This is a genomic window from Paenibacillus solanacearum, from assembly GCF_910593845.1.
Lineage (GTDB): Bacteria > Bacillota > Bacilli > Paenibacillales > NBRC-103111 > Paenibacillus_G > Paenibacillus_G solanacearum.
This window is the reverse complement of record NZ_CAJVAS010000008.1, coordinates 66,949-84,398: the sequence shown is the minus strand read 5'-3', so window position 1 is coordinate 84,398 and position 17,450 is coordinate 66,949. Positions and strand designations below refer to the sequence as shown.

20 protein-coding genes are annotated in these 17,450 nt (G+C 55.8%); 7 read left to right on the top strand and 13 right to left on the bottom strand.

The features are described 5' to 3' along the window. The first annotated feature begins 182 nt into the window (after positions 1-182). Positions 183-1,160 carry a YpdA family putative bacillithiol disulfide reductase gene (locus KXG62_RS11470; RefSeq protein ID WP_218092099.1) on the top strand — a complete coding sequence of 326 codons (978 nt, stop codon included), beginning with the start codon at positions 183-185 and terminating at the stop codon, positions 1,158-1,160. A gap of 84 nt (positions 1,161-1,244) precedes the next feature. Here the strand turns inward: KXG62_RS11470 and KXG62_RS11465 are convergent, their stop codons facing one another. After that, the gene (locus KXG62_RS11465) at positions 1,245-1,973 is read right to left on the bottom strand and encodes a phosphonate ABC transporter ATP-binding protein (RefSeq protein WP_218092098.1); all 729 of its coding nucleotides are present in this window, start codon (positions 1,971-1,973) and stop codon (positions 1,245-1,247) included. A 257-nt stretch (positions 1,974-2,230) separates the two neighbouring features. After that, a complete protein-coding gene (locus KXG62_RS11460) occupies positions 2,231-2,377 on the bottom strand; it encodes a hypothetical protein (protein WP_218092097.1) in 147 nt (48 codons plus the stop codon). A gap of 177 nt (positions 2,378-2,554) precedes the next feature. Here KXG62_RS11460 and KXG62_RS11455 point away from each other — a divergent pair, with 177 nt between their 5' ends. From KXG62_RS11455 to KXG62_RS11445, 3 genes are all read left to right on the top strand, one after another. Next, the gene (locus KXG62_RS11455) at positions 2,555-2,725 is read left to right on the top strand and encodes an aspartyl-phosphate phosphatase Spo0E family protein (RefSeq protein WP_218092096.1); all 171 of its coding nucleotides are present in this window, start codon (positions 2,555-2,557) and stop codon (positions 2,723-2,725) included. 376 nt (positions 2,726-3,101) lie between these two features. Further along, positions 3,102-3,278: a hypothetical protein gene (locus KXG62_RS11450; protein WP_218092095.1), complete on the top strand. Its 177-nt coding sequence runs from the start codon at positions 3,102-3,104 to the stop codon at positions 3,276-3,278. A 123-nt stretch (positions 3,279-3,401) separates the two neighbouring features. Further along, a complete protein-coding gene (locus tag KXG62_RS11445; protein ID WP_218092094.1) occupies positions 3,402-4,580 on the top strand; it encodes a M20 family metallopeptidase in 1,179 nt (392 codons plus the stop codon). A gap of 95 nt (positions 4,581-4,675) precedes the next feature. Here KXG62_RS11445 and KXG62_RS11440 read toward each other — a convergent pair whose 3' ends face one another. From KXG62_RS11440 to KXG62_RS11390, 11 genes are all read right to left on the bottom strand, one after another. Further along, entirely contained in the window at positions 4,676-5,398 is a 723-nt protein-coding gene (locus KXG62_RS11440) for an amino acid ABC transporter ATP-binding protein (RefSeq protein WP_218092215.1), read from the bottom strand. Beyond that, the gene (locus KXG62_RS11435) at positions 5,391-6,071 is read right to left on the bottom strand and encodes an amino acid ABC transporter permease (RefSeq protein ID WP_218092093.1); all 681 of its coding nucleotides are present in this window, start codon (positions 6,069-6,071) and stop codon (positions 5,391-5,393) included. Before KXG62_RS11435 ends, KXG62_RS11440 begins: the two co-directional genes overlap by 8 nt. 109 nt (positions 6,072-6,180) lie before the next feature. Continuing rightward, entirely contained in the window at positions 6,181-7,029 is an 849-nt protein-coding gene (locus KXG62_RS11430; protein WP_218092092.1) for a transporter substrate-binding domain-containing protein, read from the bottom strand. Positions 7,030-7,233: 204 nt separating this feature from the next. After that, the gene (locus tag KXG62_RS11425) at positions 7,234-7,437 is read right to left on the bottom strand and encodes a YezD family protein (protein ID WP_218092091.1); all 204 of its coding nucleotides are present in this window, start codon (positions 7,435-7,437) and stop codon (positions 7,234-7,236) included. 26 nt (positions 7,438-7,463) lie between these two features. Further along, on the bottom strand, positions 7,464-8,300 hold the full coding sequence (locus KXG62_RS11420; RefSeq protein ID WP_218092090.1) for an alpha/beta hydrolase family protein: 837 nt from the start codon (positions 8,298-8,300) through the stop codon (positions 7,464-7,466). Positions 8,301-8,349: 49 nt separating this feature from the next. Continuing rightward, positions 8,350-9,411: an ABC transporter ATP-binding protein gene (locus KXG62_RS11415; RefSeq protein WP_218092089.1), complete on the bottom strand. Its 1,062-nt coding sequence runs from the start codon at positions 9,409-9,411 to the stop codon at positions 8,350-8,352. A 5-nt stretch (positions 9,412-9,416) separates the two neighbouring features. Then, positions 9,417-10,304, bottom strand: coding sequence for a sulfate ABC transporter permease subunit CysW (cysW, locus tag KXG62_RS11410; protein ID WP_218092088.1), 888 nt, complete (start codon positions 10,302-10,304; stop codon positions 9,417-9,419). Positions 10,305-10,319: 15 nt separating this feature from the next. Then, the gene (gene cysT / locus KXG62_RS11405) at positions 10,320-11,159 is read right to left on the bottom strand and encodes a sulfate ABC transporter permease subunit CysT (protein ID WP_218092087.1); all 840 of its coding nucleotides are present in this window, start codon (positions 11,157-11,159) and stop codon (positions 10,320-10,322) included. 15 nt (positions 11,160-11,174) lie between these two features. After that, complete coding sequence (locus KXG62_RS11400; protein WP_218092086.1) at positions 11,175-12,263, bottom strand: sulfate ABC transporter substrate-binding protein; 1,089 nt, start codon at positions 12,261-12,263, stop codon at positions 11,175-11,177. A 395-nt stretch (positions 12,264-12,658) separates the two neighbouring features. Beyond that, entirely contained in the window at positions 12,659-13,108 is a 450-nt protein-coding gene (locus KXG62_RS11395; RefSeq protein WP_218092085.1) for a Fur family transcriptional regulator, read from the bottom strand. A 66-nt stretch (positions 13,109-13,174) separates the two neighbouring features. Then, entirely contained in the window at positions 13,175-14,203 is a 1,029-nt protein-coding gene (locus KXG62_RS11390) for a CobW family GTP-binding protein (RefSeq protein WP_218092084.1), read from the bottom strand. 194 nt (positions 14,204-14,397) lie between these two features. On the opposite strand from KXG62_RS11390, the gene KXG62_RS11385 reads away from it, so the two are divergent. The 3 genes from KXG62_RS11385 to KXG62_RS11375 all read left to right on the top strand — a co-directional run bounded on the left by KXG62_RS11385 (position 14,398) and on the right by KXG62_RS11375 (position 17,383). Further along, a complete protein-coding gene (locus KXG62_RS11385) occupies positions 14,398-15,756 on the top strand; it encodes an N-acyl-D-glucosamine 2-epimerase (RefSeq protein ID WP_218092083.1) in 1,359 nt (452 codons plus the stop codon). 125 nt (positions 15,757-15,881) lie between these two features. After that, positions 15,882-16,514: a PAQR family membrane homeostasis protein TrhA gene (trhA, locus tag KXG62_RS11380; RefSeq protein ID WP_218092214.1), complete on the top strand. Its 633-nt coding sequence runs from the start codon at positions 15,882-15,884 to the stop codon at positions 16,512-16,514. Positions 16,515-16,621: 107 nt separating this feature from the next. Then, positions 16,622-17,383: a GT-D fold domain-containing protein gene (locus KXG62_RS11375; RefSeq protein ID WP_218092082.1), complete on the top strand. Its 762-nt coding sequence runs from the start codon at positions 16,622-16,624 to the stop codon at positions 17,381-17,383. The last annotated feature ends 67 nt before the right edge of the window (positions 17,384-17,450 follow it).

The window sequence follows — 17,450 nt, the reverse complement described above, 5'->3', positions numbered from 1 at the left end:
TGATGGCAGCGCCTATGCGTCCATCGTAAGCAACCGGCGCATGCCTTGTCAATCCACCGCCATCGCGTGACCCGACCGCGCTCCGGCTCCGATCCGGTGGATTCCGAAGGTAGAATCGGGTACTATGGAACGTAGGATACAAGCCGATCTCATGACAATCATAACGAACGAGGTGCCGCAATATGGAAAGGGAACAAGTCGTCATTGTGGGGGCCGGTCCTTGCGGATTGTCCGCTGCCCTTGAACTGCAACGGATCGGAATCGATCCGCTCCTGATCGAAAAAGAAAATATTACGCATTCCATCTATTTATACCCAACATATATGCAGTTTTTCAGTACGCCGGAGCTGCTGGAAATCGGAGGTTACCCGTTCACGACGCCAAGCGAGAAGCCGACGCGTCTGGAGGCGCTCCATTACTACCGCAACGTCGCGAACCGGAGCAAGCTTCGCATCCGCTCCTACCATACCGTAACTCGCATGGAACGGACTAGTGGCGGCACGTTCCTGCTGCAAACCGCCGACCGGTTCGGTCACACGAAGCAGGTCGCCGCCGGCAAGGTGGTGCTGGCTACCGGTTATTTCGATCATCCGAACATGCTCGGCATCCCGGGCGAAGAGCTGCCGCATGTCACCCACTACTACCGGGAAGCGCACCCGTATGCCGGGATGAAAGTAACGATCATCGGCGGCAACAATTCCGCCATTGATGCCGCAATGGACTTGCTGCGTGTCGGTGCGGAGGTGACTGTCGTGTACCGGGGCGATGCTTACTCGCCGAACATTAAGCCATGGGTTCGCCCGATCTTCGAGAGCATGGTCGCCAAAGGACGCATTGCCATGCGGTTTCGTTCCCGCGTCGTCCGCATCCGGGAAGGCCGCGTGACCGTGCTGTGCGACGGAGCGGAGGATACGATTGCCAGCGACTTCGTTCTGGCGCTGACAGGCTTTCGTCCCGACCGACGTTTGCTGACGGAAACGGGAGCGGAGCTCGACGGCGAAGGCAACCCGGTCTATGATCCCGATTCGATGGAGACGACCGTTCCCGGCCTGTACATCGCCGGCGTCGCGGCATCCGGCAAGGACGCGAACGAAGTGTTCATTGAAACCGGACGCTATCACGGCGTTTCGATCGCCAAACATATCGCCAGCTCCGTCTAGACGTCACCATGCGATGAGACACCAAGCAAAAACCCGGCTGCAGCGCTTTCGGTCTGCAAGCCGGGTTTTGTCGTTTGGAATGTTTTAAAAAATAAGTTCCTTTTCGCGATGCGTCAGACGGCGGCCGGCGATGTCGACGGTGAGCTTCCCGTCCGACAATCCCCAAATGCGCGAGCCGAACTTCTCCGCCAGCTCCACCTGATGCAGGCTGCAAAAGATGAGCAGCTTCTCCTTCCGGCAGATCGCTTGCAAATCTTGCATGATCAGGCTGGCCGCTTCCGGATCTAGACCGGAGACCGGCTCGTCCGCGTATATGACTCTCGCCCCCTTGATCATCGCTTTGCAGATGGCAACGCGCTGCTTCTCCCCGCCGCTCAGCTTTTCCACCTTTTCATGCGCTTTGTCGAGCAGACCGACTTTATCCAAGTAGTCCATTGCTTCCATATGATCGTCTTCCGAGACGGAATTCGTCAGGAAACGGACCCATGATTTTTTGAACAGCAGCGCGCTGAGCACATTCTTCAAGGCCGACTTGTTAAGGTTTAAGGCCGGCTTCTCCTCCAGGTAAGCCCACTGCTTGCGCAGCTGGAACCTTTCCCACGCGTTCACCGAAGAAATATCCTGGCCATCGTAAATATATTGACCTTCATCCCATTTTTCCTTCAGCATCAGGCAGCGAAAAAACGTCGTCTTCCCGCTTCCGCTCTTGCCGAGGAGCGCAACCAGCTCCCCCTCGTCCGCCTGAAAGCTAATGCGCTGCAGGACGCGGTGATTCGGGGGAAATGTTTTGCTTAAATTACGTACGATGATCATCCGGCGATTCTCCTTTACTCCGTAAATCCGCTTGACGCATGACTGTACTGTTTTTACTAACTATACCATGTCCGGGCTCATAAAAACCATACGCCGGCGCATGCTAGTAGAGGCAGAGACGCCTGAAGCGGAAGCGATGCAAGCTGCGGTCAAGCCGGATGCCAGCGAAATAAAGAAAAACCCCGGAATCGGAGTTTTTCGGTCATGTGATGACGCTGCGGTTCGTAACCGCTTCGCGGAAATGCTGCGCTAGACTGTTATTGCGGATTCGTTTCCTTCGGAATCTCGTTCAAGCTCGGCGGACGGTGTGCCGCTTTATCCGCGTGCATGACCGCCTCGTCCTCGGTAAACTTGTTTTCTTTGAAATTCGGATTGTTTTTGGTGTTGGGCGTCGCGTTGTCCATCGGTAAACTCACCTCCCATCAGGTTTATTTTTGCTCATTTCCCTTTATTTATGCACTTCTGTGCATGTAATGAAAATTTAATAATACGGTTCGACACCGATTTACAATTTTCAAATTCAATTCGTACTATAATGATTCGGAGCGAGAAAATATTTACTAAATGAATGGGGTCAAACAATGAAGGAAGTCGAATTACAACAAAACCTGGAACGGATGCAGCATCAGCTCTACTTGCTCGTGGAAGAAACAGGAAGCTTCGTCGACCCGAAAGTAGTCGAGCTCAGCCAGCAGATCGACCGGCTCATTGTCACGCTTCAGCGGATTCGCATGAAGGATGCGATCAAATAGGACAAGCCTTAAGCGGCTTCGCGATGCTTGTCTTCGGGTATCTGACCGAGCCTAACCGTTCGTCCCCGCCCCGCTTCCGATTCATTTGCGATTGGATGGAATTTCTTCGAAAATAACCCCTTTGCCGTGAAAATCATTCGTGTATGAAGTGCTTTCTTGCGACGGGAACATCATATCGTTCGGGAAGAGGCTGCTCTTGAAATGTACGAGCCTCTTTTTTGTGTTCGGACTTGAAATACATTACATGATATGTTATATTAAAAACGAGGAATATCAAGGGTTTCAACAATTTACGAATTTTCTTCCTCGACATGAATCCGCTTTCTTGATTTTCTTGATGTCCGCACCGAATATCTTGAAAAAGGAGCGATCAACTATGGATATGCAACAAGCGCAAGGGAAAAAAATTTCCGTCGAATTAACCGTCAACGAGGCTCTGGCCTTAACGGGCGTCCGTTTTCCGCAAAATCATCAGCTCGAAGTGGATGCGATGCAAAAAATCAAGAAATCGCTGGACGAACAACTGCTCGACCCGCGCCGCAGCTTTCAATAACGAGTTATGCCAGCCCGAACATAAGCAGACCCCGCGCATAATGTTATGCCGGGGTCTTTGTTTTGCCCGGGTTCTATGGTTTATAATAGCTTCAAACACGTAAAAAAGGAGCGAATCCGAACCATGAAGCAGCACATCGCCTCCGCCATCGAACGCCAGGCCGATCATTTCACTGCGATCTCCCGATTTATCGGAGAAAACCCGGAGCTTGGAAACGAAGAATGGAAAGCTTCCGCTCGGCTCACCGATGAGCTGCGCCGCCAAGGATTCGAAGTGCAGACTCCGGTGCTGGATCTCCCTACCGCGTTTATCGGCACCTACCGTTCGGCCAAGCCGGGGCCGACGATTGCGTTTCTTTGCGAGTACGATGCGCTTCCCGAGCTCGGGCACGCGTGCGGGCACCACCTGATCTGCATGATGAGCCTCGCGGCGGCCGTCGGCCTGAAAGCGGTCATCAACGAGCTGGGAGGAACGATCCGGGTATACGGCACGCCTGCGGAGGAAACGCGCGGCGCGAAAGTGACGATGGCGGCCGCCGGCTTATTCGACGACGTCGACTTTGCGCTTATGGCGCATCCGTATCATATGTACGAAAGATCGGGCGAATCGCTCGCGATGGATGCAGTCCAATTCGAATATTTCGGCAAAGCCGCTCACGCCGCAGCCAGTCCGCATGAAGGCGTCAACGCGCTCGACGCCGTATTGCTCCTGTTCCAATCGATCAATGCGCTACGGCAGCAGCTCGAGAGCCACACGCGCATTCACGGCATTATTACGGAGGGCGGCAAAGCGCCTAACATTATACCCGATTACGCCGTCGCGCAATTTTATATCCGGGCCGCGAACCGCCCTTACACGGATGCGACGGTGCAGAAAGTGCTGCGCTGCGCGGAAGGCGCCGCGCTGCAAACCGGCTGCACGCTGCGCACGTCCAATTACGAGTACTCGTACGACGAGCTGATCACAAACGAGACGCTATCCGGCTTGTTCACCCGCAATCTGGGCTTGCTCGGCGTTCCCGAGGAGGAGGTCGCTTACGGCAAAGATCACGGCTCGGTCGATCTCGGCAACGTCTCCCGCCATTGCCCGGCGATACATCCGTACGTGAAGGTCATTGACCAAACGCACCTGCTCCATACGAAGGAATTCCGCGATCTGGCCATGCAGCCGCGCGCCTTCGAAGGCATGCTGCTTGGCGCCAAGGCGCTGGCGTATACAGCCTATGATGCGGTATCAGATCCGTCGGTGCTGCAAGCGGTGCGCGACGAATTCAACCGCAGCGTGAATGACGCGGGCAAATAAGCGACACCTTCAATCTTCCAACCCGATATCCCAAGAAAAATGCCGCGGCGTTCCCGATTCGTTCGGGTCCTCCGCGGCATTTCGATTGCCGTGCGTTATAAGACTTTGCTTAAAAATTCTTTCGTCCGCGGATGCTGCGGATTCGCGAAGACGTCCGCCGGCTTCCCCTGCTCTACGATGACGCCGCCGTCCATGAAGATGAGCCTCGTGCCGACTTCCTTGGCGAACCCCATCTCATGCGTCACGACGACCATCGTCATCCCTTCCGCCGCAAGCTCCTTCATAACGTCCAGCACCTCGCCGACCATCTCGGGGTCGAGCGCCGATGTCGGCTCGTCGAACAGCAGCGCCGCCGGCGACATCGCCAGCGCGCGGGCGATCGCAATGCGCTGCTTCTGTCCGCCGGACAGCTGGCCCGGGTAACTGCCCGCCTTATCCGCAAGTCCGATGCGGCGGAGCAGCCCGTGCGCGATATCGCCGGCCGCTGCAGCGCTCAGCTTCTTCAGCTTGCGCGGGGCGAGCGTAATATTATCGAGAATCGTCATGTGCGGGAACAGATTGAACTGCTGAAACACCATGCCCATCCGCTGGCGCAGCTGGTCGAGATTATGTTTGTTATTTAACAGCGACACGCCCTCGAATTCGATGTCTCCTCCGCTCGGCTGCTCCAGCAGGTTCAAGCAGCGCAGGAATGTGCTCTTCCCCGAACCGCTCGGGCCGATGACGACAACCACTTCGCCCTTCCCGACCTCGAGGTCGATCCCGCGCAATATTTCATTTTTGCCGAACGTTTTGCGCAATCCGGTTACTTTAATCAGAGGTCCTCATCCTCCTCTCCGCCACGCCCAGCAGCTTCGATAACGTAAACGTAATGATGAAATAAACGATCGCCGCCACAATGAGCGGCCCGAACGGCTGGAACGTATTGCCCCGCACCGTATCGGCCTTATACATCAGCTCGCCGATGCCGATGACCGAAGCGATCGACGACTCTTTGATCACGACGATAAACTCGTTGCCGAGCGCCGGAAGCACGTTGCGCAGCGCCTGCGGCAAAATAATATGCCGCATCGCCATCGCATGGGACAAGCCGAGCGAGCGGGCCGCCTCCATCTGACCTTTGTCGATCGCCTGAATGCCGGCGCGGAACACTTCGGCCACATAGGCCGAGCTGTTGATCGAAAGCGCGAGGACAGCCCCCATGAAATCGGGGAAAGCGGAGCCGAAGCCAGGAAGCTCTGGAAACCGGATGCCGATCTGCGGCAGTCCGTAGTAAATCAGGAACAACTGGACGAGCAGCGGCGTACCGCGGATAAATTCGATATAGGATGTCGCAAACGCTTTGAGCGGCCAAATGCTCGACATGCGCATCAGCGCGATGAAAATCCCGAGCGCCACCCCCAAAATGACGGTGAAGAACGATAGAATCAGCGTAATGCGCGCCCCGTCGACGAAATACATATAATACTTAGGCAAAAATGAAAAATCCATCGTTCTCCTTCTTTCCGAGCAGCCATGCGCAGGGTAGTGAAATCGAATAAAAAACCCGCCGGAAATATTCCGCCCGGGTTTTGCCGATCTTCGATACGAATAAAACGTATTATTCCACCATTTCGTTTGCTTCAGCCACAAGCTTTTCAATCGATTTGTCGTTCATCAAACGGTCAAGCGTTTTGTTCATCGCGTCGACCAGCTCCGCCGAACCTTTCTTCACGGCAATGGCCGAGCCGCTGTCTTCGTTTTTCAGCTTGATGTCGGAGATGAGCAAATCTTTATTCTTGGACAAGTAGGCCGCTGCGACTGGCTGTTCCACGACGAGCGCTTCCGTTTTCTTGTTCTTGAGATCCAGCATCAAGTCGGAAATTTTGCCGAGCGCCTTTACTTCCGAGGCCGGCATCTGCTCTCTTACGATTTTCTCTTGCGTAGCGCCTTTTTGCGCGCCGACTTTTTTGCCTTTCAAATCGTCGAGCGATTTGATCTTGTCTTTATCTTCCGTGCGAACAACGACCGTTTGAATCGCTGTATAGTATATTTTGGTAAAATCAACACTCTTCTGACGCTCCGCGTCAGGCGTCATGCCGGAGATGACAAAGTCCACGTTCCCGGTATCGAGCGCCGCCAGCAGGCCGTCGAATTTCATGTCTTTAATTTCCAGCGTCACGCCGAGATCTTTGGCGATCGCTCTGGCAATCTCAATATCGAAGCCGACGATCTCGTCTTTTTTGTTGACTTCCTTATGAAATTCATACGGAGGGTAGTCCGCGCTAGTACCTACGACGATTTTTCCGGCCTTTTTAATTTGCTCCAGCTTCGATTCTTTAGCTTGCTGTGCGGCAGGCTTATCGCCGTCTTTGGCCGGTTGAGATGACGAGGCTGGTTGTTGTCCGCATGCGGAAAGCAGCAAAACGATGCTGAGCATGGCGAACAAAAGGGGCTTATTTTTGAACATTGGTCAATTCTCCTTTCTAAGTAACTCGTACATTATATAATAGAGCCACTGGTTTGACAACCGTTGCGGCCGGTCCAACGTAACGACTTTTTGAACAAACGCGGCCGAGTCTCACCGGTAAACAAAAAGAAGCTGCGACCGTCCTTGCTTTACGGTTCGACAGCTTCTATTATATGAATTCCTTGTGTGTATGCATTCCTTGCGCTATTTCGATCTTGATCCTTGCTTCGGCTCAGACAAACTGCGGCCGGGTGTTGCTTCCGCCTCGAACCGTTTCCGCTCGGTGCGTTCGATCTGCACGATGCGGCCATCATGAATCACGATTTGAACGATGCCGTACTCCAGACCGTTCACGCTTTGAAGAATTCGTTTCGTCCAAAGTTCATCGACTTGCAACGGCTTTGCCATTGCGCTCCCTCCCGTTCGCTCACGCGCTAAATTGTCCAATCGTTCCATTCGCGCTTCTGCTTGTCGATTGTCAGCAGCCATTGGACGGTCGTCCCCAGCAGCTGTTTCCTGGCTGTATCGCCGGTAAACGTATGATTGGCTTGAAAGATCACTTCTTTGTCGCAGATGCCTTGACTGCGCAGCCAAAACAGCTTTTGATACAGGAAGCAGTAATCGACCGGTATAACCTCATCGCCCGTGCCGTGCACCAGGAGCACATCTCCGCCGAATTTGCGGACCTGCTCGAACGGCTGATGTTTGGCTAACGATTCGAAAAATACGGGCTCCAGCTTGTAACCTAAGTAATCGGCGCTGCCGTACTGTACGGCGTCTTCGTACAGCTTCTTGCCGGTAATGCCGACGATATCGCTAAACGGATAAGCTACGGGCGCCCACAGTACAAGCGTCTTTACGCGCCGGTCGCGCGCCGCGGTCAAGATCGCCGCAGCGCCGCCCAGGCTGTGACCGAGCAGGATGACCCGCTGCGGATCAACGCAGTCGATATCCAGCGCGTAATCGACGATGCGGCGGGTCTGATCGATCATGGCGTCCATGCCCCCGCAGCCGTACTCGCCGGTGCTCTCGCCGCAGCCGCCATAGTCGAAGCGCAGCACCATGTAGCCGTTCTTGCTAAATTCCCGGGCTGCGTTCACGAACAGGCGATCCACACCGATCCGCGTTCCAACGAAGCCGTGGGCGATAATAATAATCGGATGCTTGCCGGAATGTCCGCTTGCAGCCGGACGGTCTCTCCCCGCTTCGGGGTAATGAAGCGTAGCGGCAAGCTCCAGCGTGTCGAAAGGTATCGTAATCTGATGCTCCATTGGTTCCCCTCCTCTTTAACGGGCTTCTATAGTTAAGTATGAATTCGGGTTAAATGTGCACGGGAAGCGGATCGGTCTTCAGCCGGTTTTCCTGCATTGCGTGGTCCGATTCGTTAAACAAGTACAACCGGTGAATCAGCACATTCACGGCGTCGCCCGGCGCAAGCGCCGGCAGCTCCAGTGAGCGATAAGCAAACAGCCTGCCGCCTTGCACTTCTACGTCCAGCTGCCAGTTCGTGCCGCGGAAAAACACATTTTTGACGACGCCCTTCTCCGCCGCGGACAGAAACGGAATTTCTCCCTCTTGCCCGACCTCGATAAATTCGGGCCGGATGATCGCTCTGGCTTGCGGAAGCGCGCTGGCGTCAAAACCCTTCAAGGCCGAAATATTCTCGATGAGATTCGATTCCCCGATGAAGGTAGCGACAAACGGCGTCTGCGGGTGCTTGTAGATTTCAATCGGCGTTCCTTGCTGCTCCAGACGCCCTTCATTAATAATCATGATCTGATCCGCTACCTCGACCGCTTCTTCCTGGTCGTGGGTCACGAATATTGTCGTAATGCCGACCCGGTCGATCATCTCTTTGAGCCAGGTGCGCAGCTCTTTGCGCACTTTGGCGTCGATCGCGGCGAACGGTTCGTCGAGCAGCAGCAACTGCGGCTCCGGAGCGATCGCTCTGGCGAAGGCGACGCGCTGGCGCTGTCCGCCGGACAGCTGGTGCGGCAGCCGCTTCTCCAACCCGCCGAGCCCGGTCAGCTCGATCAATGCGCTGACGCGCTCCTTGATCTGCTGCTTGCTCCGCTTCTGCACCGTCAAGCCGAAGGCAATGTTGTCGAACACGCTCATGTGCCGGAACAGCGCATAGTTTTGGAACACGAAGCCGATTCCCCGCTCCTGGGGAGGAAGCTGATTGACCTTCCGGCCGTGAAACAGGATGTCGCCGGAGTCCGGCTCCTCCAGACCAGCCAGCATGCGGAGGATCGTCGTCTTTCCGCCGCCGCTCGGTCCGAGCAGTCCGATCAGCTTTCCCTTCTCTATCTCGAAACTGACATCTTTTGTCGCTTGAAAGGCGCCAAAGCTTTTCGTCAAGTGTTTGGCAACAATGTGCATCTCCGTCATGCCCCTTCCGTTTTATGCTGCCCTTGATACTTCCATTCGATCAAGCTTTTTACAACGAGTGTCACGACTGCCAGCAGTACGAGCAGCGATGCGATGGCGAACGAGGCGGCGAACTGGTATTCGTTGTACAAAATTTGAATATGCAGCGGCATCGTATTGGTCTCTCCGCGGATGTGGCCGGATACGACCGACACCGCGCCGAATTCGCCCATCGCTCTCGCGTTGCACAAGATGATGCCGTAGAGCAGCCCCCACTTGATATTGGGCAGCGTCACTTTCCAGAAGATGCGCCAGCCCTTGGCTCCCAGCGTGACGGCCGCTTCTTCTTCCTGCGTACCCTGCTGCTGCATCAGCGGCAGCAGCTCTCGGGCCACGAACGGGAAGGTGACGAACACGGTTGCTAGGACAATACCCGGCAGCGCAAATATAATCTTGAGATCATGCGCCTGCAGCCATGGGCCAAACCAGCCCTTGGCTCCGAACAGCAGCACGTAGATGAGACCGGAGATGACGGGAGACACGGCGAACGGCAAATCGATCAGCGTGATCAGCACGTTCTTTCCTTTAAACTTGAATTTCGTAATCGCCCATGCCGCGGCGATGCCGAAGACTACGTTCAGCGGTACGGCAATGGCCGCTACCATGAGCGTCAGTCCGATCGCCGATACCGCATCAGGCTCCTGCATCGCCGCGAGGTATACTTCCCAGCCTTTGCGGAATGCTTCGACGAAAATGCTCGCCAGCGGCAGGATGAGCATGAAGCCCAAAAACAGCAGGGCGATTGTAATCAAACACCATCTCATGACGCGCGGCTCCGTAATATGCCGGGGCCGTTCGAGCACGGCTCTTCCGGGATTTGCGACGGTCGTTACATAACCGGCCATTGTCGTCTTCTCCTCTCACGCGGATACGGCATGCCGATTCGCCCGCCATTGCAAATAGTTGATGATCAGCAGCGTCAGGAACGAAATGATCAGCATGACCATCGCGATCGCCGTAGCGCCGGCGTAGTCGTATTGCTCCAGCTTCGTCATAATGAGCAGCGGCGCAATTTCGGTCTTCATCGGCATATTGCCGGAAATAAAGACGACTGAGCCGTACTCCCCGAGCGCTCTGGCGAACGCCAGCGTGAACCCGGTCAACAGCGCCGGAAACAGCTCCGGGAAAATGACGCGGGCGAAGGTCCGCCACCGGCCGGCGCCCAGGCTGACCGCCGCTTCCTCGACTTCCTTCTCCAGCTCTCCGATCACCGGCTGAACCGTTCGCACAACGAACGGTATGCCGATGAACGTCAGCGCCATCATAATGCCGAGCGGCGTGAACGCGACCTTGATCCCTAACGGTTCGAGCAAGCTGCCGACCCATCCGTTCTGGGAATAGATCGTCGTCAGCGCGATGCCCGCCACCGCTGTCGGCAGCGCGAACGGCAGATCGACGAGCGCGTCGACCAGCTTTTTGCCGGGAAACGTATACCGCACCAGCACCCATGCGACGATAAAGCCGAATACGACATTAATTAAAGCGGCGCCGAAGGCGGTGCCGAAGCTTATCTTGTATGCCGCGACCACTCTCGGATCCATCACGGTCTGCCAAAATTTATCCCAGCCCATGCCGGATGTCTTGATGAAAATGGCGGACAGCGGAAAGAGCACGATCAGACTGAGATACAAGACGGTAAACCCCATCGATAAACCGAACCCGGGCAATATGCTGCGCTGCTTCCAAGCTTTTGCTGCCATCGATCTCGCTCCCCGTTACGGTTTGTAGATTTGGTCGAACACACCGCCGTCGGCGAAATGCGTTTTTTGCGTTTTTTGCCAGCCGCCGAACGGCGCGTCGTCGACCGTGAACAGCGGTACTTTCGGGAACTGGTTCTCATACTTTTTGGCGATTGCCTCATTGCGCGGACGGTAGTAGTTTTTCGCAGCGATTTCCTGCCCTTGATCCGAGTACAAATACTCGAGATAAGCCGTCGCTACTTCGCGCGTCCCCTTCTTGTCGACCACTTTGTCGACGACCGATACCGGCGGCTCCGCGAGCACGCTGATGGACGGTACGACGATTTCGTATTTGTCTTTGCCGAACTCGTTGATGGAGAGGAACGCTTCATTCTCCCAGGCGAGCAAGACGTCGCCGATGCCGCGCTGTACGAACGTCGTCGTCGAATCGCGAGCGCCGGAGTCGAGCACAGGTACGTTCTTGAACAACTTCTGCACGAATTCCTTCGCTTTCGCTTCGTCGTTGTTGTTCTTCTTATAGGCGTAGCCGTAAGCCGCCAAGTAGTTCCAGCGGGCGCCGCCCGACGTCTTCGGATTCGGCGTAATGACCTGAACGCCCGGCTTGATCAAATCATCCCAGTCCTTGATGCCTTTCGGGTTGCCTTTCTTCACCAGAAAGACGATGGTGGACGTGTAAGGCGAGCTGTTGTTCTTCAGACGGTTCTGCCAGTCCTTCTGAATGAGGCCCGCCGACTGCACCTCGTCAATATCGTAAGCAAGCGCCAAGGTTACGACGTCCGCTTCCAATCCGTCGATGACGGAACGTCCCTGCTTGCCGGAGCCGCCGTGCGACTGCTTGAAGGTGACCGTCTGCCCCGATTTATTTTTCCAATAAGTCACGAATGACTTGTTAAATTCCTGATACAGCTCGCGCGTCGGATCGTACGACACGTTGAGCAGTTCGACGGCCGGTTTGGCCGCTCCGCTTCCAGAAGCTCCCGAAGCCGGCGCTGCGCCCGTTCCTCCTCCGCCGCAAGCGGTTAATCCTACGAGCGATAGCGATAATGCGCTGATGGCAAACCAGTGACGAATCGACCGGAACTTGTGTACCTTCTGAGTATTCATAATGAATTCTCTCCCCAATTATAATTTTCTCTTATAAAATCACTGCGAATATTCCCGCTTCATGCTTCCCCGGCTTTATACGCTTGGAGGCAAAGCTTCCGCTGTTCACCCGTGCATCCTCTTCGGAATACACTTCGTGTATGAGGATATTCGTATTCGGCTTATCGGCTGCACTGGGCTGTACTGCGCCACTGCACATCATATTGGGGTTCCGGCTGTCCGGTGACTCTTAAATATACAATTCCGATAAACTTACTTTGTTATGTCAGTATATTAGCATCCGCCTATCGCGCTGTCAATCGGTTTTTTGGAAAAAATTTTAAGCATCGCCATGGCGAGACACAAAAAAACAGCGCTTCTCCCGACCGCTGCAACGGTAGGGAAAAGCGCTGTTTTTATTCCGATTCGACGGGTGTACAGTCCGGGCAGTAGCCGAACACTTCGAACCGGTGGGTTGCGATTTGAAAATTGCCGGGGAGCCCGGACACATGCTTCATCGGACAAAATTCGAAGGGTACCGTCTTCTCGCATCCAAGACAAATCAGATGATGATGATGATGCGATTGACAGCGGGCTCTGAATTTCAGCCCGTCGTTCAAATAAATTTGCTCCAGTACGCCCATCTCGCTGAGCAGGCGCAAATTGCGGTACACCGTATCGAAGCTTACGCCGGGATATTTCTGGCGCATATAGTCATAGACATCTTTGGGAGACAAGTAGCTTCCCGCTTCGGCGAACAGCGCGGCCAAGCTCTTGCGCTGATCGGTTATGCGCCAGCCTTTGGCCGACATGGCTCGTAAGATATCGTCGATTGTCGACTGCACATCATGTTCGTGTTTCGCCATAATACCCTCTTCTCTCATAGCTGACACAAGGTTTATATTCATAATGCCTTAATGCACGCAAGGAAGTCAAGCTTGCCGCTCTTCCAGCTGCGCGAGCTTCCTGACCAATTCGCTCTTATCGAAGTGTTCTCCGATAAATACGGCGACGCTGGGCACTTCCGCTTTGGGCGTGATTTTGACAAAATCCATTTCCCTATATGCGTATTGAAACAAAAACGGATTGATCGTATCGGTAAACTTCAGAATGCCTTTGGCCCGGTATATTTGCGCGGGCAGGCTGCCGACCAGCGCTTCGAACGCTTCGCTGTCGATCAGCGTTTGAAAATAATGCGTATACACCATCACATGCTCGTGGGTATGATGATGGTCGCCGTGATCGTGAGCTCCGCCATGCTCCGCATGTCCGCAATGAGCCCCATGCCCGCAAGCTTCGGTATGGACATGCTCCGCCTCGTCAGATTCGCGCAGCCGCTCGCGCTCCGGCAGACCGGACAGCCGGTCGAACAAGGACAGATCGACCGCACACCTCTCCGTGCGCAGGATCGGCGCCGCCGCATTCCGTTCGCGAAGCAATGCTTCCAGCCGAACCAGCTCCTCCGGCGCGACCAGGTCCGTCTTGTTCAGGATCAGCACGGTGGCACAGCGGATCTGATCCTCCATCAAGCGGTATGTCTTCGACTTCGGACTCGCCGATCGCTCGGACAGCTGCGCCGCGTCGACGACCGTCACGACCGAACGCAGCTCCATCGCCGTCAGCAGCGACGCGTCGGTTACGCCGTCCAATATTTCGATCGGATTGGCCGCCCCGGTACACTCGACGAAGACGACATCAGGCGCATGCTCGTCGACCAGCTGCTTCAGCTCCATCCCCAGATCGCCGCGAATCGTACAGCATATGCAGCCGCCGAGCATTTCCGACATCGGCACGTCCGTATCCACCATCATGCCGTCGAGATTGACGTCGCCGAGTTCGTTCATCAGCACGGCCGGCTTGAGACCATGCGATTTGTAGTAATCGATCGCCTGCGTAAGCAGCGTCGTCTTGCCGCTGCCGAGAAATCCTGTCAATATATGAACGGGAACCGCTTGCTTCATCTGTCTGCACCGCTTTCGTTCGTCGAATAATGTTGTAGTATAGGAAAAATTGTACTCTCCGCACGATACGTTGTCAATTATGAGTAAACTTTACGATTACAAAATAGCGGTAAAAGTGCCCGGCACCGGCATGTCTAATCTGGTACACTAAAGCATAAAGCCTAATACAATGTTTAGTGAAATGAGGTGCGCTTATGATCGAACCGCCTGGAATCGAGCCGACGATCCAGATCGATCCGACCTTCGATTATTACAAAGACCGCTCGGCGGAAAGCGTCGCCATGGAGCTGGAGCTGGCCGGGTACCGTAACGTGCGGTATTTCGTCACGGACGAAACCCGCGTGAAAGGGCGGCTCGTCTCCGCCTTGCGGGAACGCGGCATGAGCGTATGGGCCATGGTGCTCGGCAACGGATCGTATACGACCGGACATTTGCCTGCGGACTGGAAGGAATGGCAGATGACGCTGCTCAGGCCGGTGCAGGACGGCTATTTCCGCTTCACCCCTTTCAGCCACCGCTATGTGACATGGAAAAAATCGGCTTGCGCCGAGCTCGTCAGACGCTACCCGTTCACGGGCTTCGAAGTCGCCGAACCGTACTTCCCGGAATGGAACGGCTTGTCCAGCGGTGTATACGGCGACGTCGGGCCTTATGCCCGGGCGGCGTTCAAGCGGTTCTCCGGCGGCGAGATGCCGGAATTCCGGTACAGCGCCTCCCCTTCCTATTATAAAAAAGACCGGGCCCGCTATCTGCTCTGGATCGAATTCCGCGTCCAAGCGGTGAATGGCTTTCTGCACGAGCTGATCAACGGTCCCGGCGGTGTAAGAGACGCACGCCCGGACATCGCGATCGCGACCTGGTCGCTCGCCGTCGATGCCGGCCGCGAGCCGGTCGATGCGGTCCGCGAATATCAAGGCATCGATGCGGCGGAGATGATCCGGCTCGTGCGTCCGGACCTCCATGTGCTGCAGACGCACTGGCCGGATTGGATGCGGGCGAAGCTTCCCCCGGATTATGTGAAGCGCTACGACCCGTTCATCCGGCAAATCCGCGCATCGCACCGGAATATCCCGATCGGCGTGCAGACCGATATCGGCTCGCTTCGCCCCATGCGCCGAAGCCGGGACTGGCTGAAGCGGTTCGCCTCCGCTGCGGAGCAGTCGGGCTGCCGGATGTGGACGGCCTACGAGTATTCCATCGATCTGCCGATGTATACGGAGCCGCCGGTTCCGCTGCTTGCCCGCCGGCTGGACCGGGAGCGGCTGCTGCTTGCCTTCAGCAAGCGGGTCGACGCCGCGTCCGCGCTGGAGCCCGGGCATTACCGCCTTGCCGGAGCCGGCATAGGCGCAGAAGTGCAGCCCGTACCGCTAGCCCTCGATGCTTGCAGCGTTGACGGCCACGTGGTCGTTCTCTCCTCCGCGAGCTGGCCGGCGCAGGCGTTCGAGCTGGACATCTCCGGCGTGCGCGATACGCCGGAGCGATGGCTGCTGAAGGGCAAGCGGGCGAACGTCACGCCGGCCGGAACGCGCATATCGGTCCCGGCGGCCGAGTGAGGATTTGGCGAACGCTTCCGATTCGCGCTACAATGGAAACAGCCTGACTCCCTAGGCGGATCGGACTTGCAGTTCGCCTAAGGAATACGGGATCATCAGCCGACAGGAGTTGAATCAAGTTGCATATGACCTTATCGGAGCTGCGACAGGAACGCGCCAATGCGATCAGCCACGGCATCGGTGCTTTTCTGAGCCTGCTGGCCCTTGCCCTGCTGCTTGTTCATGCGATTCGCAATGGAACGGGGTGGCATATCGCCAGCTTTGCCGTATTCGGCGTGTCGCTGCTGCTGCTCTATGTGTGCTCCACCCTGCTGCACAGCGCCCGCCAAGAAAAGTGGATCGATCGGTTCGAAATTATGGACCATGCCGCCATCTATATTTTAATCGCAGGAACGTACACGCCGTTTCTGCTCGTTACGATCCGCAGCCCGCTCGGCTGGAGCTTGTTCGGGATCGTCTGGGGGCTGGCGCTCGCCGGCGTCATCTTCAAGCTGTTCTTCGTCAAGCGGTTCAACCTGCTTTCCACGCTGTTCTATATTGCGATGGGCTGGATGGTGCTGTTTGCGTTCGAGCCGCTCAAGGCCGGTCTGCCGGAAGCGGGACTGCGGTTTCTGGTCGCAGGCGGCGTGCTGTACACGCTCGGCACGATATTTTACCTATGGCGCAAAATCCCTTACCATCACGCCATTTGGCATGTCTTTGTGCTGGCGGGGAGCATCTGCCATTTTATTACCGTTTACGCTTATGTGCTGCCGTAAGCCTGTCAAACGCCCAGTTCGCGGGTTGCTTCGCTTTTAGGCGCACCCCCGGTTGGCCGCCTCATACAATAAAGAGGGCAGCCACACATAGAGGGGATGGACACGAAATGTTGAGCAGTAAAAAGAGAATTAAAATCATTAAGGCGCAGTATGGACGAAAGCCGATTGGCGCGCGAAAAGTATACCGGCTGTTGAAGCGTTCCATCCGCAAACGCCGGCCAATCTCCGTCATCCGGCTGGGAGACGTCATGGCAAAGCTTCTGGCAAGGCACAATATCAAATCGTTATATTCCGTTTCGAAATTTCTCGGCATCAAGCTGCCGCCCTCCCAAAGGATGCTGAAAAGAATCGATCGCGCGGTCCGGTCCGCCCATGTCGTCGGATTGTCGCATTACAAAGGGAGCGCCCGCTTGCTCCGAGCTTATATGCGCAAGACGAAATGGCGGCCGCGCATCGTCACCGACTCGTTCATCAACGACCGGCTGTATGAAGGCGGCTACCTGCACCGCTTGCTGAAGCGCTATCGCGTCGCGCTCGTAGGCCGGGCCGCACCGGAGGCGGCCCGACGGCTGAGAGGACAAGGCATCCGCATCCCGCTCACCGTATCGCTCGAACGCTCCGGCGAGCTTAACCGCGCTCAGAAGCTGTTGCGCCGCAAGCGGAAAAAGTACGATCTCGTCTTCGTCGGCGGCGGCGTGCCCGGACGCATTCTGTGTACGCGGGTCGTCAAAAAAGCGCGACGCAGCGCGGTGGAAATCGGGCATATGATGGATGCGCTGTCTCACCCGCACGCCTGGTCGAAAAAAGGAGACAGCCGCAGAGTATTCAAGAAGCGTTGGCTCCGTAAGCTGAACAGGAAAAAGCGCTAATCGAAACATCGGCTCAGCCGGTGGCGGTCATACGCTTGTGAAGCTGCCGTATGCTGTATCCCCCGCC

Bases quoted from the DNA above. Each gene is read 5' to 3' on its own strand.
- KXG62_RS11470 (WP_218092099.1), top strand. From the start codon at position 183: ATGGAAAGGGAACAAGTCGTCATTGTGGGGGCCGGTCCTTGCGGATTG.
- KXG62_RS11465 (WP_218092098.1), bottom strand. From the start codon at position 1,973: ATGATCATCGTACGTAATTTAAGCAAAACATTTCCCCCGAATCACCGC.
- KXG62_RS11460 (WP_218092097.1), bottom strand. From the start codon at position 2,377: ATGGACAACGCGACGCCCAACACCAAAAACAATCCGAATTTCAAAGAA.
- KXG62_RS11455 (WP_218092096.1), top strand. From the start codon at position 2,555: ATGAAGGAAGTCGAATTACAACAAAACCTGGAACGGATGCAGCATCAG.
- KXG62_RS11450 (WP_218092095.1), top strand. From the start codon at position 3,102: ATGGATATGCAACAAGCGCAAGGGAAAAAAATTTCCGTCGAATTAACC.
- KXG62_RS11445 (WP_218092094.1), top strand. From the start codon at position 3,402: ATGAAGCAGCACATCGCCTCCGCCATCGAACGCCAGGCCGATCATTTC.
- KXG62_RS11435 (WP_218092093.1), bottom strand. From the start codon at position 6,071: ATGGATTTTTCATTTTTGCCTAAGTATTATATGTATTTCGTCGACGGG.
- KXG62_RS11430 (WP_218092092.1), bottom strand. From the start codon at position 7,029: ATGTTCAAAAATAAGCCCCTTTTGTTCGCCATGCTCAGCATCGTTTTG.
- KXG62_RS11425 (WP_218092091.1), bottom strand. From the start codon at position 7,437: ATGGCAAAGCCGTTGCAAGTCGATGAACTTTGGACGAAACGAATTCTT.
- KXG62_RS11420 (WP_218092090.1), bottom strand. From the start codon at position 8,300: ATGGAGCATCAGATTACGATACCTTTCGACACGCTGGAGCTTGCCGCT.
- KXG62_RS11415 (WP_218092089.1), bottom strand. From the start codon at position 9,411: ATGCACATTGTTGCCAAACACTTGACGAAAAGCTTTGGCGCCTTTCAA.
- cysW (WP_218092088.1), bottom strand. From the start codon at position 10,304: ATGGCCGGTTATGTAACGACCGTCGCAAATCCCGGAAGAGCCGTGCTC.
- cysT (WP_218092087.1), bottom strand. From the start codon at position 11,159: ATGGCAGCAAAAGCTTGGAAGCAGCGCAGCATATTGCCCGGGTTCGGT.
- KXG62_RS11400 (WP_218092086.1), bottom strand. From the start codon at position 12,263: ATGAATACTCAGAAGGTACACAAGTTCCGGTCGATTCGTCACTGGTTT.
- KXG62_RS11395 (WP_218092085.1), bottom strand. From the start codon at position 13,108: ATGGCGAAACACGAACATGATGTGCAGTCGACAATCGACGATATCTTA.
- KXG62_RS11390 (WP_218092084.1), bottom strand. From the start codon at position 14,203: ATGAAGCAAGCGGTTCCCGTTCATATATTGACAGGATTTCTCGGCAGC.
- KXG62_RS11385 (WP_218092083.1), top strand. From the start codon at position 14,398: ATGATCGAACCGCCTGGAATCGAGCCGACGATCCAGATCGATCCGACC.
- trhA (WP_218092214.1), top strand. From the start codon at position 15,882: ATGACCTTATCGGAGCTGCGACAGGAACGCGCCAATGCGATCAGCCAC.
- KXG62_RS11375 (WP_218092082.1), top strand. From the start codon at position 16,622: ATGTTGAGCAGTAAAAAGAGAATTAAAATCATTAAGGCGCAGTATGGA.